This window comes from Novosphingobium silvae, assembly GCF_009856825.1.
Taxonomy (GTDB): Bacteria; Pseudomonadota; Alphaproteobacteria; order Sphingomonadales; family Sphingomonadaceae; genus Novosphingobium; species Novosphingobium silvae.
This window is the reverse complement of the sequence record NZ_WVTD01000013.1, coordinates 1-16,433: the sequence shown is the minus strand read 5'-3', so window position 1 is coordinate 16,433 and position 16,433 is coordinate 1. Positions and strand designations below refer to the sequence as shown.

Sequence of the window (16,433 nt, the reverse complement as noted above, 5' to 3'; positions counted from 1 at the left end):
TGCCCGGACCGCCAGCCATTCGGCCCCCACCGCCTGGAGAACCAACGTGCCTGACACGATCGTTCCGGACGGGTTGCGGATGTTTCTGGAGGGCTCACCCGTCGCTCTCACGCTCGGACGCCCGGACGGCGACAACCCGCTCGTCCTGGTCAATCCGAGGTTCGGCGAGCTGACCGGCTACACCCAGGCAGACCTTGCAGGGCGCAACTGCCGCCTGCTTCAGGGGGAGGTCGACGACAAGGAAGCCCGCGCCCGGCTGCGCGCCTTCCTGCGTGACGATACGATGCCGAACGTGCGGACGCCGATCCTCAACTTTCGCAAGGACGGAACGCCCTTCGTCAATCTCCTCTACATGTCGCGCCTGCGCGGGCTCGGCGGCGAGACGCGCTTCATCTTCGCCTCGCAGTTCGACGTCAGCCGTGCCCAGGCCGAGCGGCTGGCGGAGTACGATCGCACTCTCGACCAGACGTTGACGCGCCTGAGCCCCATTGCGGCCGAGAGCGGCATCATCGTCGAGGGAACCCTGACCACGATCGCCAACTCTGCCGCGACGATCGCCCAGGCCAAGCTCACGATCGCCACTCTGGACGATGGTGCCGTCCTGTGAACAAGACCGACACCATGCCCGGCCCCGTACCCGTGATCGGCATCGGCGCATCGGCGGGCGGGCTCGAGGCTCTGCGCGAGATGCTCTCCGCGGCCCGCCTACCCACGAACATGGCGTTCGTCGTCGTGCAGCACCTCGATCCGAACTACGAGAGCATGCTGGCCGAGCTGCTGGACCGGGCCAGTCCGCTCGACGTCCTTCAGTGCGAGGGCGGAGAGGAACTGCTGCCCGACCGGGTGTACATCATCCCTCCCGGCCGGGGTCTCGCTCTCAAGGATGGCCGGCTGCAGCTGACCGACTTTGCGCAGCCACGCGGATTGCGGCGCCCGATCGACGATTTCTTTATCTCGCTCGCGGCCGAGAAGCAGACCGACGCCGCCTGCGTGATCCTGTCGGGCACCGGTGCGGACGGTTCCACCGGGCTTCGTGCGATCAAGGAGCACGGCGGCGTCTGCGTCGTCCAGCAGCCGGAAAGCGCACGGTACGACGGCATGCCCGTCGCCGCCGTGGGGACGGGGCTGGTCGATTACGTCAAGCGACCGGGCGAGATCATCGATTGCCTGAGCTCCTTCTTCGCACGCCGCCGCGGCGAGCCGCACGAACAGGAAGCGGAGCTCGTCGCCGATCATGTCGACGAACTGTGCACCACCCTGCGAAAGGCGGTGGGCCACGATTTCTCCGGCTACAAGCGCTCCACTCTGGTACGACGGGTGGAACGGCGCATGCACGTGCTGAACATCGGTTCCGCCAGCAGCTACCTTCAGCGCGTCAAGTCCGACGCGGCGGAGTGCGAGGCGCTCTTCCGCGACCTGCTCATCAACGTCACCCGCTTCTTTCGCGATCCCGACATGTTCGATGCCCTGCGCGAAAAGGTGATCGAGCCGCTCCTGCGCGAGCGTGCAGCCGACGAGGACATTCGCGTCTGGGTGCCCGGCTGCTCGAGCGGCGAGGAAGCCTACAGCATCGCCATGCTCTTCGCCGAAGGCGCGCGCCGGTTGAACGTCGCCAACCCGGTGCAGGTCTTTGCTTCCGACATCGACGAGCAGATGCTGCAGATCGCGCGGGAAGGATCCTATCCGGCATCCGCCCTTGCAGACATCCCCTCGCCGCTGCGCGAACGCTGGACGATACCCCACGGCGAACGGTTCACGATCTCCACGCAGATCCGCGATCTGATCCGGTTCTCCAATCACAGCGTGGTCAAGGACCCGCCATTCTCGCGCATCGACCTGGTTTCATGCCGGAACCTGCTGATCTATTTCGACGACCGGCTCCAGCAGTCGGTCATGCCGATCCTGCACTATGCCATCCGCCCGGGTGGGTACCTCTTCCTTGGCCCGTCCGAGAGCATCGGGCGGTTCGAGCACCTGTTTCCCGCGCTCGACCTTCACGCCCGGATCTTCGAGCGCGGCCCGGGCAATCCGACTTACCCGATCGACCTTCCCGCCGGCGACCGCAACCTCGAGCGGCGGCGCGGCGAAGCGAGCGATCGCGAGGCGCGGCGCAAGCTGCCCGAGGCGGGCATCGCCATACAGCGGCTTGCCGATACCTACGCGCCGCCGGCGATGGTCCTGAACCACGACGGCGGAGTAATCGCATCCTACGGCAAGCTTAGCCGCTACTTCGATTTCCCCGTCACCCGTGCGGGCGGATCGAACGCCATCTCGCTTGCGAAACCGGGCCTTCGCGAAGTTCTCGGCACGCTTGTGAGGCAGGCACGCGACAGCCGCAAGCGCGTCATCGCCCGCGATGTCGACGTGCGTTCCGATTACGGCGTGCAGCCGGTCGAGGCCATCTGCGAGCCACTTGCGGATGGCTCGTTGCTCGTGGTCGTGCGTGATCGCGCACCCTTCAGGCCTTTCGATGGCTCCGATCTGGCGGAGATCGGCGACGGCGACGATCACATGGAGGCGCTGGAGGAGGAACTTCGCCTCACCCGCCACAAGCTGCGCACCGCGGTGGAGGAACTGGAGACGGCGAACGAGGAGCTGAAAAGCTCCAACGAAGAAATGATGTCGATGAACGAGGAGCTTCAGTCCACGAACGAGGAGCTATCCACGGTCAACGACGAGCTGAAAAGCAAGGTGGACCAGCTCACTATCGCCAACTCGGACTTGCGCAACTTCTTCGAATCGACCGAGCTTGCCGTCATCGTCCTTGACGGGGAGTTGCGCATCCGCAGCTTTACCGAGGCAGCTACGGGGATCTTCCCCCTGCAGGGCACCGATCGCGGTCGCCTGCTGGCGGATGTCGCCAGTCGGCTCGACGACAGCGCGTATCTCGAGGATGCACGGCGCGTGGCGGATACCGGTGAGCCCCTGCACCGCAGGGTGCGAACGCGCGATGGCGGGCGCACGCTGTCGTTGCGGGTGCTTCCCTATCGCACGCAGCACGGCACGGTGGACGGCGCCACGCTCGTGCTCACCGACATCACGGTCGCGCTCCTGATGGAGAATGACCTGGCGGCAGAGCGCGAGCGTCTGGACCTCGCCATTCGCGCCGGCGGCATCGGCGTCTGGGAACACTGCGCCGACAAGAGCGAGGTGATCCTCGATGCGACCAGCAGGGAGCAGTTGGGCCTGCCGTCGCACGGCGAGGTGCAATCGAGCGATGTTCTCGCGCGCATCCACCCCGATGACAGGGCGGGGGTCGATGCTGCACTGAAAAATGCCATCGATTCCCTGTCCGACTTCGAGGCCACTTTCCGGGTTGGAGGCGATTCCTCGCGCGATGGCGGCTACCGTCATCTTAAAGCGTTCGGCCGCGTCATCGCGGGATCCTCGCCGCGCCGCCTCGTTGGGGCCACGATCGACATGACGGCCGAATACGCGGTGGCCGAGACGCGCGGCTTGATGCTGCGCGAGATGAACCACCGCGTGAAGAACCTCTTCGCGGTGGTCAGCGGCATGATCGCAGCCGCCAGGCGATCGCACACCGATGTCGTCAGTTACAGCGAGGATCTGCGTGAGCGGATCGCGGCGCTGGGCCGCGCACATTCCCTGGCCTCCCCTTCGGGTGACGACAGGCAGACGATCTCCCTTCGCGCGCTTGTCGAGATCACCACGGCGGCATATGCCGGGCATGCGAACATCGAGATCGACGGGCCTGAGGTCGCCATCGAGCGCAGCTGGCTGTCCTCGCTCGCGCTTGTCCTCCACGAACGGACGACCAATGCGGCGAAATACGGTGTTCTCGGACCGCGTGCGGGAACCCTTCGCATCGCCTGGGCTTTCAACGCCGATGGAATCGAGTTCTCTTGGATTGAAGACGGTGGGGACCCAGTCGATATCACGCCCGGGACAGGCTTCGGGACGCTGCTGGTGACCACATCGGTACGCCAGCTCGGCGCGCAGCTTTCCTCGCAGGTGCGTGACGGGACGTTCGCGTTGCGCATCCAGCTTCCGCGAACCGTGATCGCGGAATGACGAATACAGTGCTGATCGTCGAGGACGAGCTGTTCGTGGTGCTCGATCTGGAAGACCTGATCGCCGCAGAGGGTTTCGCTGTTTCCGCGCATTGCGGAACCGTGGCGGCCACCTTCCGCGCTATCGAACGGCAGCGCCCGGTCTGCGCCATCCTCGACGTACGTTTGCCGGATGGCGAAGTCTTTCCCGCCGCCGACCGGATGCAGGAACTGGGCGTGCCGCTGATCTTCCATTCGGGCCATGCCAACGAAGAAGCACTGCGCGCGCGCTACCCGGAAGCGCAGGTCTGCCCAAAGCCCAGTTCTCCGTCCCAACTGCGCTCGGCGCTTCAAAGAGCGATCGCCAGCACGTCTTAAGGCGCATTGTTCCGGCTTGATGATCCCGACTGATCCCGCTCTAAAGTCGGTCCGTCGCAAAATGGACTGAATTGGTCTTTAATTCCGGCAACTTGTCTCCCACATCCCGCCCATGGGCAAGGATGACACCATTATGAATCGCCGGGCCATGATGCTCGCTGGTGCCGCTCTGGCAGTAGGAGCCTGCGCGCGGTCCTCGACACCGCTGCAGAGCATTTCGCCGCTGAAGGCTCCGCAAATCCCGCAGCGTTCGCTGGCGGGGAGCGTGCCTGCTACCGTGCGAAGCAGCAGCGCGAAGACGTTCTCCTCCGTCGATCCCGGATTGCTGCGTAAGGCACTGGCCTCGCTCGAGCGCCATGGAGACCGGATCAGGTCACGCGACCGTATCGCAATCGTGGACTTCGACGCCCCGTCTGCCGATATGCGCATGCACTTCCTGGATGTGGCGGACGGCAAGGCCACGCGCCTGCTGGTGGCGCACGGCTCCGGGTCAGACCCTCGCCACACCGGTTTTGCCGAGAGATTCTCCAACGATTTCGGATCGAATGCTTCCAGCGAAGGCGCATTCCTGACCGATGACTACTATGTCGGCCGGCATGGCAGGTCCCAGCGTCTGGTCGGCCTCGACGTCACGAACAACAATGCGCTGGAGCGGGCGGTCGTCGTACACAGTGCCTGGTACGCCAATGATGACATGATCAAGGCGCATGGCAAGCTCGGGCGCAGCCAGGGCTGCTTCGCGGTGGGCGAGAACAAGCTGGACGACGTCTTCTCCTTCCTCGGCAAGGGACGCATGATCTTCGCCGGACGGGCCTGAGCCGCCCGGCCGGATCGGCGAGACCGCCGCCGGAGATGCAACATCCGGGCGGCCGGTCAGTTGTTATACGGGTCTTTCAAGGAGATCCGTGTGCGCAAAGGGTTGATCGTTTCATCGCTGCTGGCCGTGGCGTCCGTACTGGCCGGCTGCGGCTCATCCAACGAACAGCCCGAAGCGCCTCCCTCGGCAGTCAGCATCGATCAGGTTCGCTGGGACAATGGCAACGTACGTGAACTTCGCGCGGCCATCGACGGGCGCGCCGCCCACGGGCTTGACCGGATGGCCTTTGCCATCGAAGGGCAGCCGGGCAATGCCGAGGGTGATCGCCAGTTGACGCAGAGCGCGCTGCGCTATGCCGCGGCGCTGGCCAGGGGTGCAACCGACCCTGCCAAGCTGCACGAAGTCTATACCGTTCCCCGTCCGGATCCCGATCTTCTGCCAGGCTTGGCGAAAGCCCTGAAGGACGGCGATCTTCGCGAATGGCTGGATGGCTTGGCTCCGCAGGACAATGGCTACCGTGCCTTGTCCAAGGCTTACCTCGCACTAAGGGGCAGCAAGGACGCTGTGACGCCGGTCATTCCGGCGGACAGCGAACCGCTGGAGCCCGGATCCACCGATCCGAGGATCCCGATGATCGCCCGGCAGCTTGTGGCGTCCGATTATCTCGACGGCAAGGATGCCCAGGGCAACCTATACAACCCCGCGATGGTTCAGGCCGTGCGGCGCATGCAGGCGGACTTCGGCATCAAGCCCGACGGCGTCATCGGCAAGGATGCGCTTGAAATCCTGAACCTGTCGGATGCGGAAAAAGCGCGCGCGATCGCAGTCGGCATGGAGCGGATGCGCTGGCTCGAACGCACCCCGCCGCCGACCCGGATTGACGTCAACATCGCTGCCGGACGCCTTGTGTACTGGCGTGACGGCAAGCTCGCCGATACGCGCAAAGCGGTGGTAGGCGAGCCGGAGAACGAGACGCCGCAGCTGGGTTCGCCCATCTACCGGCTTGTCGCCAACCCGACCTGGACAGTGCCCCGCTCGATCCAGAGCAAGGAGATCGCCGGGAAAGGCAGCGCCTATCTGAGCCGCAACAACATGGCCTGGAAGGATGGCTGGATCGTGCAGCAGCCGGGCCCGCAGAACTCGCTTGGTCTGGTCAAGTTCGACATGAAGAACGACCACCAGATCTACCTGCACGACACGCCGGCCAAGCAGCTGTTCAACGAGGTGCAGCGCCAGAGGAGCCATGGCTGCGTGCGCGTGGAGGATGCGCTCGGCTTTGCGGAGATGCTGGCGCGCGACGCAGGCGTGCTCGACGAATGGCACCGCGCCCGCGCGACGGGCAAGGAGACTTTCGTGCCGCTGGGCCGCGAGATACCGGTGCGGCTGATCTACCATACCGTGCTGTTCGGCGACGATGGCGAGCCGATCATTCGCTCCGACCCCTATGGATGGAACGACCGCGTGTCGGCCGCGCTCGGCTTCGCAGCCGGTGGCAGCCATCGCCTGCGGGCTTCGGGCGGCGACGTCGGTCCCTGAGGCAAGAAGGCCGCTCGCTCCTTTCGAGCGGGCGGCCTTCTGCGATGTTCGGGAAAGCGAAGGAGCCACTGCCCCCTAGTCGCGGAGGGACTTTGCCTTGGCATCGGCCCATGTCTTGCCCGCATCTCCGCCCCAGAGAAGCCATGCTATGAAACCTGCCGACGGATCGCTGTCGGAATCCCACTCGTGCGTGTTGGTGTTCTTGTCCACCTCATGACGGGCGAAGAAGCTGTGCATCGATTTCACGTCGGCCGCGCTCAGGTCCTTCCGATCGGCAAGCTGGTGCGCGCGTTCGACCCCGACCTCGGTTCCGCCACGGCCGAACTTCTCGCGCAGCCGCAATCCTCGGCGTGCGGCGGAGGCCATTCTCAAGGTCGGTTTGAAGCTTTGCGTCGTCATGCCTGATTTCTCCTGCTGAGGGTGGGAACGCGGAGGGCTGCGGCGTGGTTTCGCACGGCATGAGGCAAGATAACTCAAGCGTGCCGAACCGTTGCCCGGCCACGACGATCATGCGTGATGGTCTCCGCGGAGCGCGGGCGTGAAGGCTTTCCTCGACTTCGAAGCATCCTCGCTGGCGGACAGGAGCTTTCCCATCGAAGTGGCCTGGGTCTTCGAGGACGGGCGATCGGAAGCTCATCTGATAAGACCGGCGCCGGGCTGCGACGACTGGGATGCCGCGGCCGAGGCGCTGCACGGGATCGACCGCGACAACCTCGCGAATGAGGGCGAACCACATGAAGACGTGGCCCGCCGCATGGTGGAGGAACTCTCCGGGCACGACCTCTTCGCCAGCGCTCCATCGTGGGATGGCAAGTGGATGAGCGTGCTCCTTCGAGGGGCAGGATACCCGCGCCACACCCTGCGCCTGCGCGACAGCGATCACGCGGCCCGGGAGACCGCCTCGGCGATCCTGGAAGGTCGCATGTCGGCTGAGCGGGCTGCTCTCGAGATCGACCGTCTTCTGGACCGCGTCGCGAACCGCGAGGTAGCCGCTCCCGTCCACCGCGCATTACCCGACGCGCAGGCGGAGCATGAACGCTGGGCCTTGGTCGCCCGCTGGGCAAGAGAACTGGTCCAAGGTCTGGGCGCAAGTGAGTGAGAGGCTGCCGGGCAGGCATCCCGTGACCCCTGATGGTCGCTACTTTGTCGTGCGCGGGCGGCTTTGGCGTATGGCAGATCCATCGCTCGATCCGCCAAAGCGCGAGCGGCTCGTTAAGGAGCTGATGGCCGCGCGCCGCGCGGTCGGTACGGCGCGGCGGCGCAAGGACGCGGCCGCCGAGGAAAGCGCGCGACTGGCGGTTGACCGGGCGAAGAGAGCACTGGGCGAACGTGGCCCGGTGTGGTGGAGCGATGGCGCGCCCGATCTCAACCGCCATCTCGCCCGGACGGGCCCTTACGCCGACTGGTTTGCCGCGGTCGAGGAAGCCACGACCTGAGGGCCTGTGTCGTCCGGCCAAGCGGCCTGACAGGCACATGAGGCTTTCTCGCGTTTCTCTGCGAACAATTGGCCGCAGCACGGCGTTGCAGCAGAAACTCAGGAGATTGTCCGCATGTCCCACTTCCCCACGTCGCGCCGCACGGTTCTTGGCGGCGCCGCCTTCGGGCTCGCTGCCGCCGGCACTTCGGTTCCCTCGATGGCGCAGGTCGCGGGAGGCGGCGCGCCTTCCCTCAGCGATCCGCGCACCAAGTACCGGCGCGAACCGTTCCCCGAGCAGCGCCAGCCTTGGCCCGCGCTTGCCAGCAAGATGGACCCCCGTCCGGACCATGGCGAGGCGACGTACAAGGGATCGGGCCGCCTCACCGGGCGCAAGGCGCTCGTCACGGGAGGCGACAGCGGGATCGGCCGCGCCGCCGCGATCGCCTTCGCCCGCGAAGGGGCCGACGTTGCCATCAACTATCACCCCTCCGAAGAGGCCGATGCACGCGAAGTGGTCGATCTCATCCGCAAGGCCGGACGCAAGGCCGTCGCGGTTCCCGCCGACATCCGCACGCAGCAGGCCTGCGAGCAGACGGTGCGCAAGGCTATCGCCGAACTGGGCGGCCTCGATATTTTGGTGAACAACGCCGCGTACCAGCAGAGCAAGGCGGACATCATGGAAATCTCTGACGAGCAGTTCGTCCGCACTTACGAAACCAACGTCTACCACGTCTTCCGTTTCAGCAAGGCCGCCGTCCCCTCGATGCCGCCTGGTGCCGTCATCATCAACACGGTATCGGTGAATGCCTACGATCCCGGGGAGGAACTGATCGACTATGCCTCCACGAAGGCGGCGATCCTGAACCTGACCAAGGGCATGGCGAAGCAGCTGGCCAAGAAGGGCATCCGTGTCAATGCGGTCTCCCCCGGCCCGATCTGGACGCCGCTGCAGGTCGCGGGCGGCCAGTTGCCGGGCAAGATGGGCGAATTTGGCCAGGATACGCCGCTCGGCCGCGCCGGGCAGCCGGCCGAACTCGCCACGCTGTTCGTTACGCTGGCCTCGGACGAGGCGAGCTACTCCACCGGCACGGCAGTGGGAGCGCACGGAGGCAAAGGCAACCCCTGAGCTCCGTAGGCCGCGCGACTAAGGGCGTCCCGGGTGAGAGCTCCGGGGCGCCCATGCGCGTTCAGGCGAAGGGACGATCGATCGCCACCTGCGGCTGCGTGAACCACTGCGCTCCCGTCTCGGTCACGAACATGTGATCTTCCAGCCTGACACCGAAGCGGCCGGGCACGACGATCATCGGTTCGTTCGAGAAGCACATCCCGGGCTGGAGCGGCGTACGATCGCCGCGAACGAGGTAGGCCGGCTCGTGGATCGAGAGGCCGATGCCGTGACCGGTGCGGTGCGGCAGTCCCGGAAGCGCGTAGTCAGGTCCGAGCCCTGCCTTCTGGAGCACGGCGCGCGCGGCGGCATCGACGCTTTCGCACGGGTCGCCCGGCCGCACCGCGTCGAACGCTGCGGCTTGGGCTTCCTTCTCGATGTCCCAGATGTCGCGCACCTCCTGCGAGACATCGCCGAACGCGTAGGTACGCGTGATGTCCGAATGATAGCCTTCGATGGTGCAGCCGGTGTCGATGAGCACCAGCTGGCCTTCCTCCAGCGCCCGGTCCCCGGGCAGGCCGTGCGGAAACGCGGTCGCCTCGCCGAACTGGACGATGCAGAAACTGGACCCGCTCGCGCCGAGACGACGGTGCGCGGTGTCGATGAAGTGAACGACCTCGCTCTGGCGGATGCCCGGACGAAGGATCCGCGCGGCGGCCTCGTGCACGCTCAGCGTCATCGATTTCGCCTGCTGCATGAGCGCCAGCTCCGCCGCCGACTTGACCATCCGGCACTGCTTGACGACGGGCATGGCGTCGATCAGGCGCACGCCTTCCCCGGCCCGGATCCGCTCGGCGAAGTGAAAGGGCAGCTCGGGATCGATCGCCAGCGTCCTTGCGCCGATCTCGCGAAGAGCATCCAGCACCAGCGCGACGGGATCCTCGTCTTCCTGCCACGAGCGGATCTCCACCGGGACCGCAAGATCGGCCTCAAGGGTCCCGATCTCGAAATGCGGGCAGATCATGATCGGCCTGCGGCCAGGCGCCAGCAGCATCGAGACAAGCCGCTCGGTCTGCCCCCAGGGCAGCCCTGTGAAGTAGCGCAGCGACGCGCCGGCATCGACCAGCAGCGCGTCGGCGCCGAGTTGTTCGGTAAGGACCAGCGCCCGGTCCATCCGCGACTGGCGCTCCCCTGCGGTGATCGGCGCGGCGCGGTCCGCCCAGGCGGAAAGGCGCGCGATTTCGGCTTCTATGGTTGATCCGCCAATCATTTCAATCTGTCCTTATGCGAAGCGTTCGATGTCGAAAGGCGCAAGCGGCAGCGCGGGCTGCTCACCTGCGACCATCGAGGCGACCAGGCTGCCGGTGATGGGCGCCAGCGTCAGGCCGAGGTGCTGATGGCCAAACGCATAGAGGAGGTTGGCGGCCTTCGTCGAGCGACCGATCGCCGGAAGGTAGTCCGGCAAGGTAGGTCGGCAGCCCATCCAGCGGCGGAACGGCCCCGAGATCGGCATACCGAGTTCGCGAACGTGACGCTCGAGCCTCTCCCATTTGCGGGGATCCGGCGCGGCATCCGGGTGGCTCAGTTCCACGAAGCTCGCTGCCTGGACGGCAGTGCGATAGCGCGTGACGATCATCCCGCGTTCCTCGAACACCACCGGCGGAAGATCGCCCGGCCAATTCTGCGCGTCGGCGCGGACATGATACCCGCGCTCGGCGATCATCGGCACCTTGTGCCCCAACCGTTCCATCAGCCCGCGTGAACGAACGCCGGCGCATACGATCACCCTGTCGGCATCAACCCCGGGTATGGCAGCACGCCCACCGATGATCCGGACCTCGCCAGTCCCTTCCATGATCCTGCCGCCGCCTTGCACGAAGGCCCTGCGCAGCGCCGTGCGGAGTTCGTCGAGATCTGCGATCTGGGCCGTCCCGGAGAAGCGGATGGCGCCTGCGATCGGGTCTCGGCAAAGCGCGGCAAGCTGGGCCAGGTCAGCCTCGCCTGCGCCATGGACGGTCGCAGCACCCGTGTTGGCCGCTTCCCATGCCTTTCGGCCGGAGCGAGCGGCTTTCTCACCGTGCCAGAGAACGAAGTGACCATCCTGGCGCAGCAGCTCGGGCGCGCCAACGCGCTCGACCAGCGACTGCCAGGCCGGAAGCGCCCGCTCCATCAAAGGCGCAAGCGCCGCCGCGCCGGCACGGAAGCGAGCAGGGCGTGATGCCATCAGAAGCCGAAGTCCGAAAGGCAACCACTGCGCCGCCGCGAAGGGCGGAAACGCCAGCGGCCCGCCGCGTACGAACAGGCGTGTGGGCAAGCTGCGGATGGTCTCCAAAGAGGCCAGTGGCTCCACCTGCTCGACCGCAATGTGCCCGGCATTTCCCCACGAAGCGGCCTGTCCGGCCACGTCGTTGTCTACGATGACGACGTCATGACCCGCGCCTTGCAGTTCGAGACCGACGCAGAGGCCGACAACCCCGCCGCCGACGATACCGATGACGTTCACGAAAACTCCGTTGCAATCTTCAAACCATATCGTATACCTTATAACGTTGTCACTCTAGTATACAAGGTCCGACGCTCGGATGGTTTCCGCCTGCCACTCCTTCTCCGCCGGCCTGCCGCCGCGTTCGAGCAGGGCAGGTGCGGGTCCCGCGCGATTGCGAGCGGCGCAAGGATCATCTACCGTATACGGCAATCTGTCCTGGCGCTTTTTGTACATCGGCCGGGACTGCATGGAGATATACAGGTGACCATCGTCGTCCGCACGCTTGCCGAACGCATCTTCGAGGTGATCCGCGAGAGGATCGTGGCAGGCCAGCTTCCCGTGATGGAGCCGGTCCGGCAGGATGCCCTTGCCGCCGAACTGGGCGTCAGCAAGATACCGCTGCGCGAGGCTCTCGCCCGGCTCGAGCATGAGGGATTGCTGACGAGCCAGGCCAATCGTGGCTGGTTCGTGCGCCCCATGTCGCACGACCAGGCCGAGGAAATCTATCTCCTGCGCCTCGCGATCGAGCCTGCCGCCGCCGCCTACGCCTGCGAGCGGGCCGAGGAGGAGGACAAGGATGCCGCCCGGCAGGCGTTCACTCTGCTGGATGCGGCCGCAGCGGCCAATCTCAACGACGTGGCCGTGCGCAACCGTGAGTTCCACGTCGCGCTGGTACGTCCGGGCAAGCGCCTGCTCACCACGCAACTGGTCGAGCGCCTCGAAGTGCTCGCCGAGCGCTACGTCATCGCGCACCTGCAGCCCGCCGGGCGCGGGGACCGCGCGCACAACGAACACCAGGAACTGCTGGACGCCTGGCTCTCCGGAAACGCAGCCAAGGTGAAGGACCTTCTCACCGCGCATATCGCCAGCACCCTGGACGACCTGCGCGCCCATTTTACCGCCAGTCGCACCGGCTGAGCCATAATAATCAGGGAATAGCATGTTCGGACCGCGAAAATCGATTGAAAGACTGTCCCAACGCGAATCCGGGCACGCCCTTGCCAAGACGCTGAGCTGGCCGCACCTGATCGCGCTGGGCGTGGGAGCCATCGTCGGCACCGGCATCTACACGCTGACCGGCGTTGGCGCCGAGCGTGCCGGCCCGGCCGTGATCCTCGCCTTCGCCATCGCCGGCGCGGTCTGCGCCTGTGCCGCCCTCGCCTATGCCGAAATGGCGACACTGATCCCGGCAGCGGGAAGCGCCTATACCTTCAGCTATGCCGCCATGGGCGAGACGATCGCTTGGATCGTGGGGTGGAGCCTCATCCTGGAATACTCGCTCGCATGCTCGACCGTGGCCGTGGGGTGGTCGGGCTACCTGGTGGGATGGATGCAGTCGGCCGGGCTCGACCTGCCGCAGATGCTGTTGGTAGGACCGCACGGCGGAGGCCTCATCAACCTGCCGGCCGTGCTGGTCGCTCTTGCGGTGATGGGCATGCTGATCGCCGGCACCCGCGAAAGCGCGACGCTCAACATCGTACTCGTCATCATCAAGCTGGTCGCCCTGTCGATCTTCGTCGCCATGGCGCTTCCTGCCTTCCAGAGCGGCAACCTTGAACCGTTCATGCCCTACGGCTTCGCCAGCACCGAGATCGAGGGCCAGAAGCGCGGCGTCATGGCGGCGGCCGCAATCGTGTTCTTCGCCTTCTACGGCTTCGACGCTGTCGCCACCTCGGCCGAGGAGGCCAAGAACCCGGGGCGTGACCTCACCATCGGCATCGTCGGCTCGATGGTGGTCTGCACGCTGATCTACATGGCCGTCGCCGTCGCCGCGATCGGCGCCCTGCCTTTCCAACAGCTCGCCAACTCGCCCGAGCCGCTCGCGCTCGTCCTGCGTCAGCTCGACCAGCCCGTCGCCGCTCACCTCATTGCACTCGCCGCCGTGGTTGCGCTGCCGTCGGTCATCCTGGTGATGATGTACGGCCAGAGCCGCGTCTTCTTCGTCATGGCGCGCGACGGCCTGCTTCCCCGCGCCCTTGCCAAGGTGAGCCCGCGCACCGGCTCACCCACCCGCATCACACTGATGACCGGCATCTCGATCGCGATCGTGGCAGGCATCTTCCGCCTCGACGAGATCGCCGAGCTTGCCAATGCGGGAACCCTTATCGCGTTCATGTCCGTTGGCGCATGCCTCATGATCCTGCGCCGCCGTTCACCCGAACTGCCCCGCCTGTTCCGGTGCCCGGCACCGATGCTGGTGGGCACCCTGACGATCCTTGGCTGCGCCTACCTGCTCTTCAGCCTGCCGGGCAGCACGCTCGTCCGTTTCGGTGCCTGGAACGTCATCGGCCTGCTCGCCTACTTCCTCTACGGCCGCCTCCGCAGCGAAGCGCGCCGGGAAGCCGCAGCAGCCTGACGCGCTTTGCGGGAACGCCTGCCGGGGCGTTCCCTCGCCACCCCCTCTGACCGAATGTAACTTCCTTCCATCGGGAGAATGTGATGTCACGTGCCCTCATCGCCGCCGTCCTGCTCGGCACTTGCCTCTCCGCCGGTCCCGTCCTGGCGAAGACGGACTACGACGGTGTCTGGCTCTTCGACGACACGCCCCCGCGCCCCGGGGTGACGATGTTGGAGGTGAGTTCGCAAGGCGGGAAGATCGAAGGTTCGGTCACGACGCAGTGGTACGGCCCGATCAGGATGGAGGATCCCCGCATCGAGGATGGCGTGCTGCGCTTCACCGCGCGCAACATCAACGACAAGGAGCACCCGGTCCAGAACTGGAGCGTTGCCATCGAAAACGGCGAGGCGCGTCTCAAAGGACGCATCTGGGAGTCGGATATCGACAGCAAGGGGCGGCGCGGCAAGGCGCGGGATGCTGCGGCGCGTGCCTTCAGGTTCGCACCCCTGCCCGCGCTCGGAACGCCGATCCCCAGGAAGCTCGCTCCCACCCCGCCGATGGGCTGGAGCAGCTGGAACAAGTTCGACGAGCATATCGATGATGCCACCGTGCGCGCCATGGCGGATGCGATGGTCTCCACCGGGCTGCGCGACGCGGGCTATACCTATATCAACATCGACGACGGTTGGCAGGGCAAGCGCGATGCCAGTGGCGTACTCCAGCCCAACGCCAAGTTCCCCGACATGAAGGCGCTCACCGACTACGTCCATTCCCGGGGGCTGAAGATCGGCATCTATTCCTCGCAGGGGCCGCGAACCTGTGCCGGGTACGAGGGCAGCTACGGCCATGTGAAGCAGGATGCGCAGACGTTTGCCAACTGGGGCTTCGACTACCTCAAGTACGATCTGTGCTCGGGCGAATGGTTCTATGCGGATGCCGACACCGTGAAGCGCAGCTACTACGAGATGGGCGCGGCTCTGCAGGCGACGGGCCGGGAGTTCATCTACTCGCTTTGCGAGTACGGCCGCTTCGACGTTGGCAGCTGGGGGCGCGATGTCGGCGGCCAGCTCTGGCGCACGACGGGCGACATCACCGACGATTACCCGACCATGGCCAGGATCGGCTTCGAGAAGAACGGCAATCCCCGATGGGCCGGCCCGCATGGCTGGAACGATCCCGACATGCTCGAAGTCGGCAACGGCGGCATGAGCGCGGACGAATACCGTACGCACATGACCCTCTGGGCAATGTCGGCCGCGCCGCTGATGATGGGCCACGACCTGCGCGAAACCAGCGCCGAGACCCTGGCCATGCTCACCAACAGGCGCGTCATCGCCGTCGATCAGGACCCCAGGGGCATCCAGGGCAAGGCGGTGCGCAAGACGGAGGCGATGGAAGTCTGGGCCAAACCGCTGGCGGACGGGCGCGTGGCGCTTGCCCTTTTCAACCGCGGCGATGCCCCCGGGTCGCTGTCGCTGACGGCCGCAGACGCGGGGCTGTCCGGAATTTCCGAGGTCGAGGATCAGTGGTCCGGCAAGACCCGTTTGTCCTTGCCGGCCTCGTACACCGTCCCGGCGCGCGGAGCGGTGATGATCGTCGTACGCGGCTGAGCGCCCTTCCCTTCCTTCCGCCGCGAGTGAACGCCCGCAGCGGGTTGGTGAGGAGGAGACTGCCGACGCGACCTCGAACGCATAAAGTACCGTATTTCGTATACTGTATTTGACTTCTTCGATTTGATGACGCATTCATGGCGCATCCATAAAGGGAGTCACATCGATGAGGGGTCACCATAGGAAACTTTATTGCGCGGTCGCGCTGACGGCCTTGGTCGCCGGTACGGCGCAAGCGCAGGAAGCAGCGATCGGCGATACGACCGCCGGCGACATCGTCGTCACCGGCACGCGCATCAAGCGCGCCGATCTGGAGAGCAACAGCCCGCAGACCGTCGTCGGCTCGGACGAGTTCCGCTTCCAGGGCGCAACCACCGTCGAGCAGGTGCTGAACCGCCTTCCCCAGTTCACGGCCGATGCCAACGAGAACGTCTCGAACGGTTCCGACGGCACGTCCAAGATCAACTTGCGCAATCTCGGCTCCAACCGCGTCCTGACCCTGATCGATGGGCAGCGCATGATGCCTTCGCAGGCGATCAACCTTTCCTTCATCCCCAGCGCCCTGGTCGAGCGCGTCGACGTGATGTCGGGCGGCGCCTCTGCCGTCTACCAGCGCGTTGACGAAGTCGGTGTGATCTGATTCAGCCTGGATACGGAAAGAAGGCGGTCAGCGACGATGGCGATGCGACGTGATGGTGATGTGCAGGCGGATCTGATCGTGTCGTGGTCAGATATAC

15 protein-coding genes are annotated in these 16,433 nt (G+C 65.7%); 12 read left to right on the top strand and 3 right to left on the bottom strand.

The features are described from left to right. The first annotated feature begins 46 nt into the window (after positions 1 to 46). From GR702_RS15675 to GR702_RS15655, 5 genes are all read left to right on the top strand, one after another. Positions 47 to 607, top strand: coding sequence for a PAS domain-containing protein (locus GR702_RS15675; protein WP_337192623.1), 561 nt, complete (start codon positions 47 to 49; stop codon positions 605 to 607). A 14-nt stretch (positions 608 to 621) separates the two neighbouring features. Next, positions 622 to 4,032, top strand: coding sequence for a CheR family methyltransferase (locus tag GR702_RS15670; protein ID WP_160986806.1), 3,411 nt, complete (start codon positions 622 to 624; stop codon positions 4,030 to 4,032). 8 nt (positions 4,033 to 4,040) lie between these two features. Beyond that, entirely contained in the window at positions 4,041 to 4,388 is a 348-nt protein-coding gene (locus GR702_RS15665) for a response regulator (protein ID WP_337192621.1), read from the top strand. 133 nt (positions 4,389 to 4,521) lie between these two features. Continuing rightward, complete coding sequence (locus GR702_RS15660) at positions 4,522 to 5,205, top strand: murein L,D-transpeptidase catalytic domain family protein (protein ID WP_237449742.1); 684 nt, start codon at positions 4,522 to 4,524, stop codon at positions 5,203 to 5,205. 90 nt (positions 5,206 to 5,295) lie between these two features. Continuing rightward, positions 5,296 to 6,741, top strand: coding sequence for a L,D-transpeptidase family protein (locus tag GR702_RS15655; protein WP_160986722.1), 1,446 nt, complete (start codon positions 5,296 to 5,298; stop codon positions 6,739 to 6,741). A gap of 75 nt (positions 6,742 to 6,816) precedes the next feature. Here GR702_RS15655 and GR702_RS15650 read toward each other — a convergent pair whose 3' ends face one another. Continuing rightward, on the bottom strand, positions 6,817 to 7,140 hold the full coding sequence (locus GR702_RS15650) for a hypothetical protein (protein WP_160986721.1): 324 nt from the start codon (positions 7,138 to 7,140) through the stop codon (positions 6,817 to 6,819). Positions 7,141 to 7,279: 139 nt separating this feature from the next. On the opposite strand from GR702_RS15650, the gene GR702_RS15645 reads away from it, so the two are divergent. The 3 genes from GR702_RS15645 (at position 7,280) to GR702_RS15635 (ending at position 9,284) form a co-directional block, all read left to right on the top strand. Continuing rightward, complete coding sequence (locus GR702_RS15645) at positions 7,280 to 7,840, top strand: transcriptional regulator (protein WP_160986720.1); 561 nt, start codon at positions 7,280 to 7,282, stop codon at positions 7,838 to 7,840. Between the two features lie 70 nt (positions 7,841 to 7,910). Then, positions 7,911 to 8,177, top strand: coding sequence for a hypothetical protein (locus GR702_RS15640; RefSeq protein ID WP_202408301.1), 267 nt, complete (start codon positions 7,911 to 7,913; stop codon positions 8,175 to 8,177). A gap of 114 nt (positions 8,178 to 8,291) precedes the next feature. After that, positions 8,292 to 9,284, top strand: coding sequence for an SDR family oxidoreductase (locus tag GR702_RS15635; protein ID WP_160986718.1), 993 nt, complete (start codon positions 8,292 to 8,294; stop codon positions 9,282 to 9,284). Between the two features lie 61 nt (positions 9,285 to 9,345). Here GR702_RS15635 and GR702_RS15630 read toward each other — a convergent pair whose 3' ends face one another. Continuing rightward, positions 9,346 to 10,533, bottom strand: a complete 1,188-nt coding sequence (locus GR702_RS15630; RefSeq protein WP_160986717.1) for a M24 family metallopeptidase — start codon at positions 10,531 to 10,533, stop codon at positions 9,346 to 9,348. Between the two features lie 12 nt (positions 10,534 to 10,545). Further along, positions 10,546 to 11,766, bottom strand: a complete 1,221-nt coding sequence (locus GR702_RS15625; RefSeq protein WP_160986716.1) for an FAD-dependent oxidoreductase — start codon at positions 11,764 to 11,766, stop codon at positions 10,546 to 10,548. Between the two features lie 243 nt (positions 11,767 to 12,009). On the opposite strand from GR702_RS15625, the gene GR702_RS15620 reads away from it, so the two are divergent. From GR702_RS15620 to GR702_RS15605, 4 genes are all read left to right on the top strand, one after another. Then, entirely contained in the window at positions 12,010 to 12,666 is a 657-nt protein-coding gene (locus GR702_RS15620) for an FCD domain-containing protein (RefSeq protein ID WP_160986715.1), read from the top strand. Between the two features lie 22 nt (positions 12,667 to 12,688). Continuing rightward, positions 12,689 to 14,104, top strand: coding sequence for an amino acid permease (locus GR702_RS15615; RefSeq protein WP_160986714.1), 1,416 nt, complete (start codon positions 12,689 to 12,691; stop codon positions 14,102 to 14,104). Positions 14,105 to 14,187: 83 nt separating this feature from the next. Further along, positions 14,188 to 15,696: a glycoside hydrolase family 27 protein gene (locus GR702_RS15610; protein WP_160986713.1), complete on the top strand. Its 1,509-nt coding sequence runs from the start codon at positions 14,188 to 14,190 to the stop codon at positions 15,694 to 15,696. A 166-nt stretch (positions 15,697 to 15,862) separates the two neighbouring features. Continuing rightward, entirely contained in the window at positions 15,863 to 16,336 is a 474-nt protein-coding gene (locus tag GR702_RS15605; RefSeq protein ID WP_160986712.1) for a TonB-dependent receptor plug domain-containing protein, read from the top strand. Positions 16,337 to 16,433: the final 97 nt, after the last annotated feature.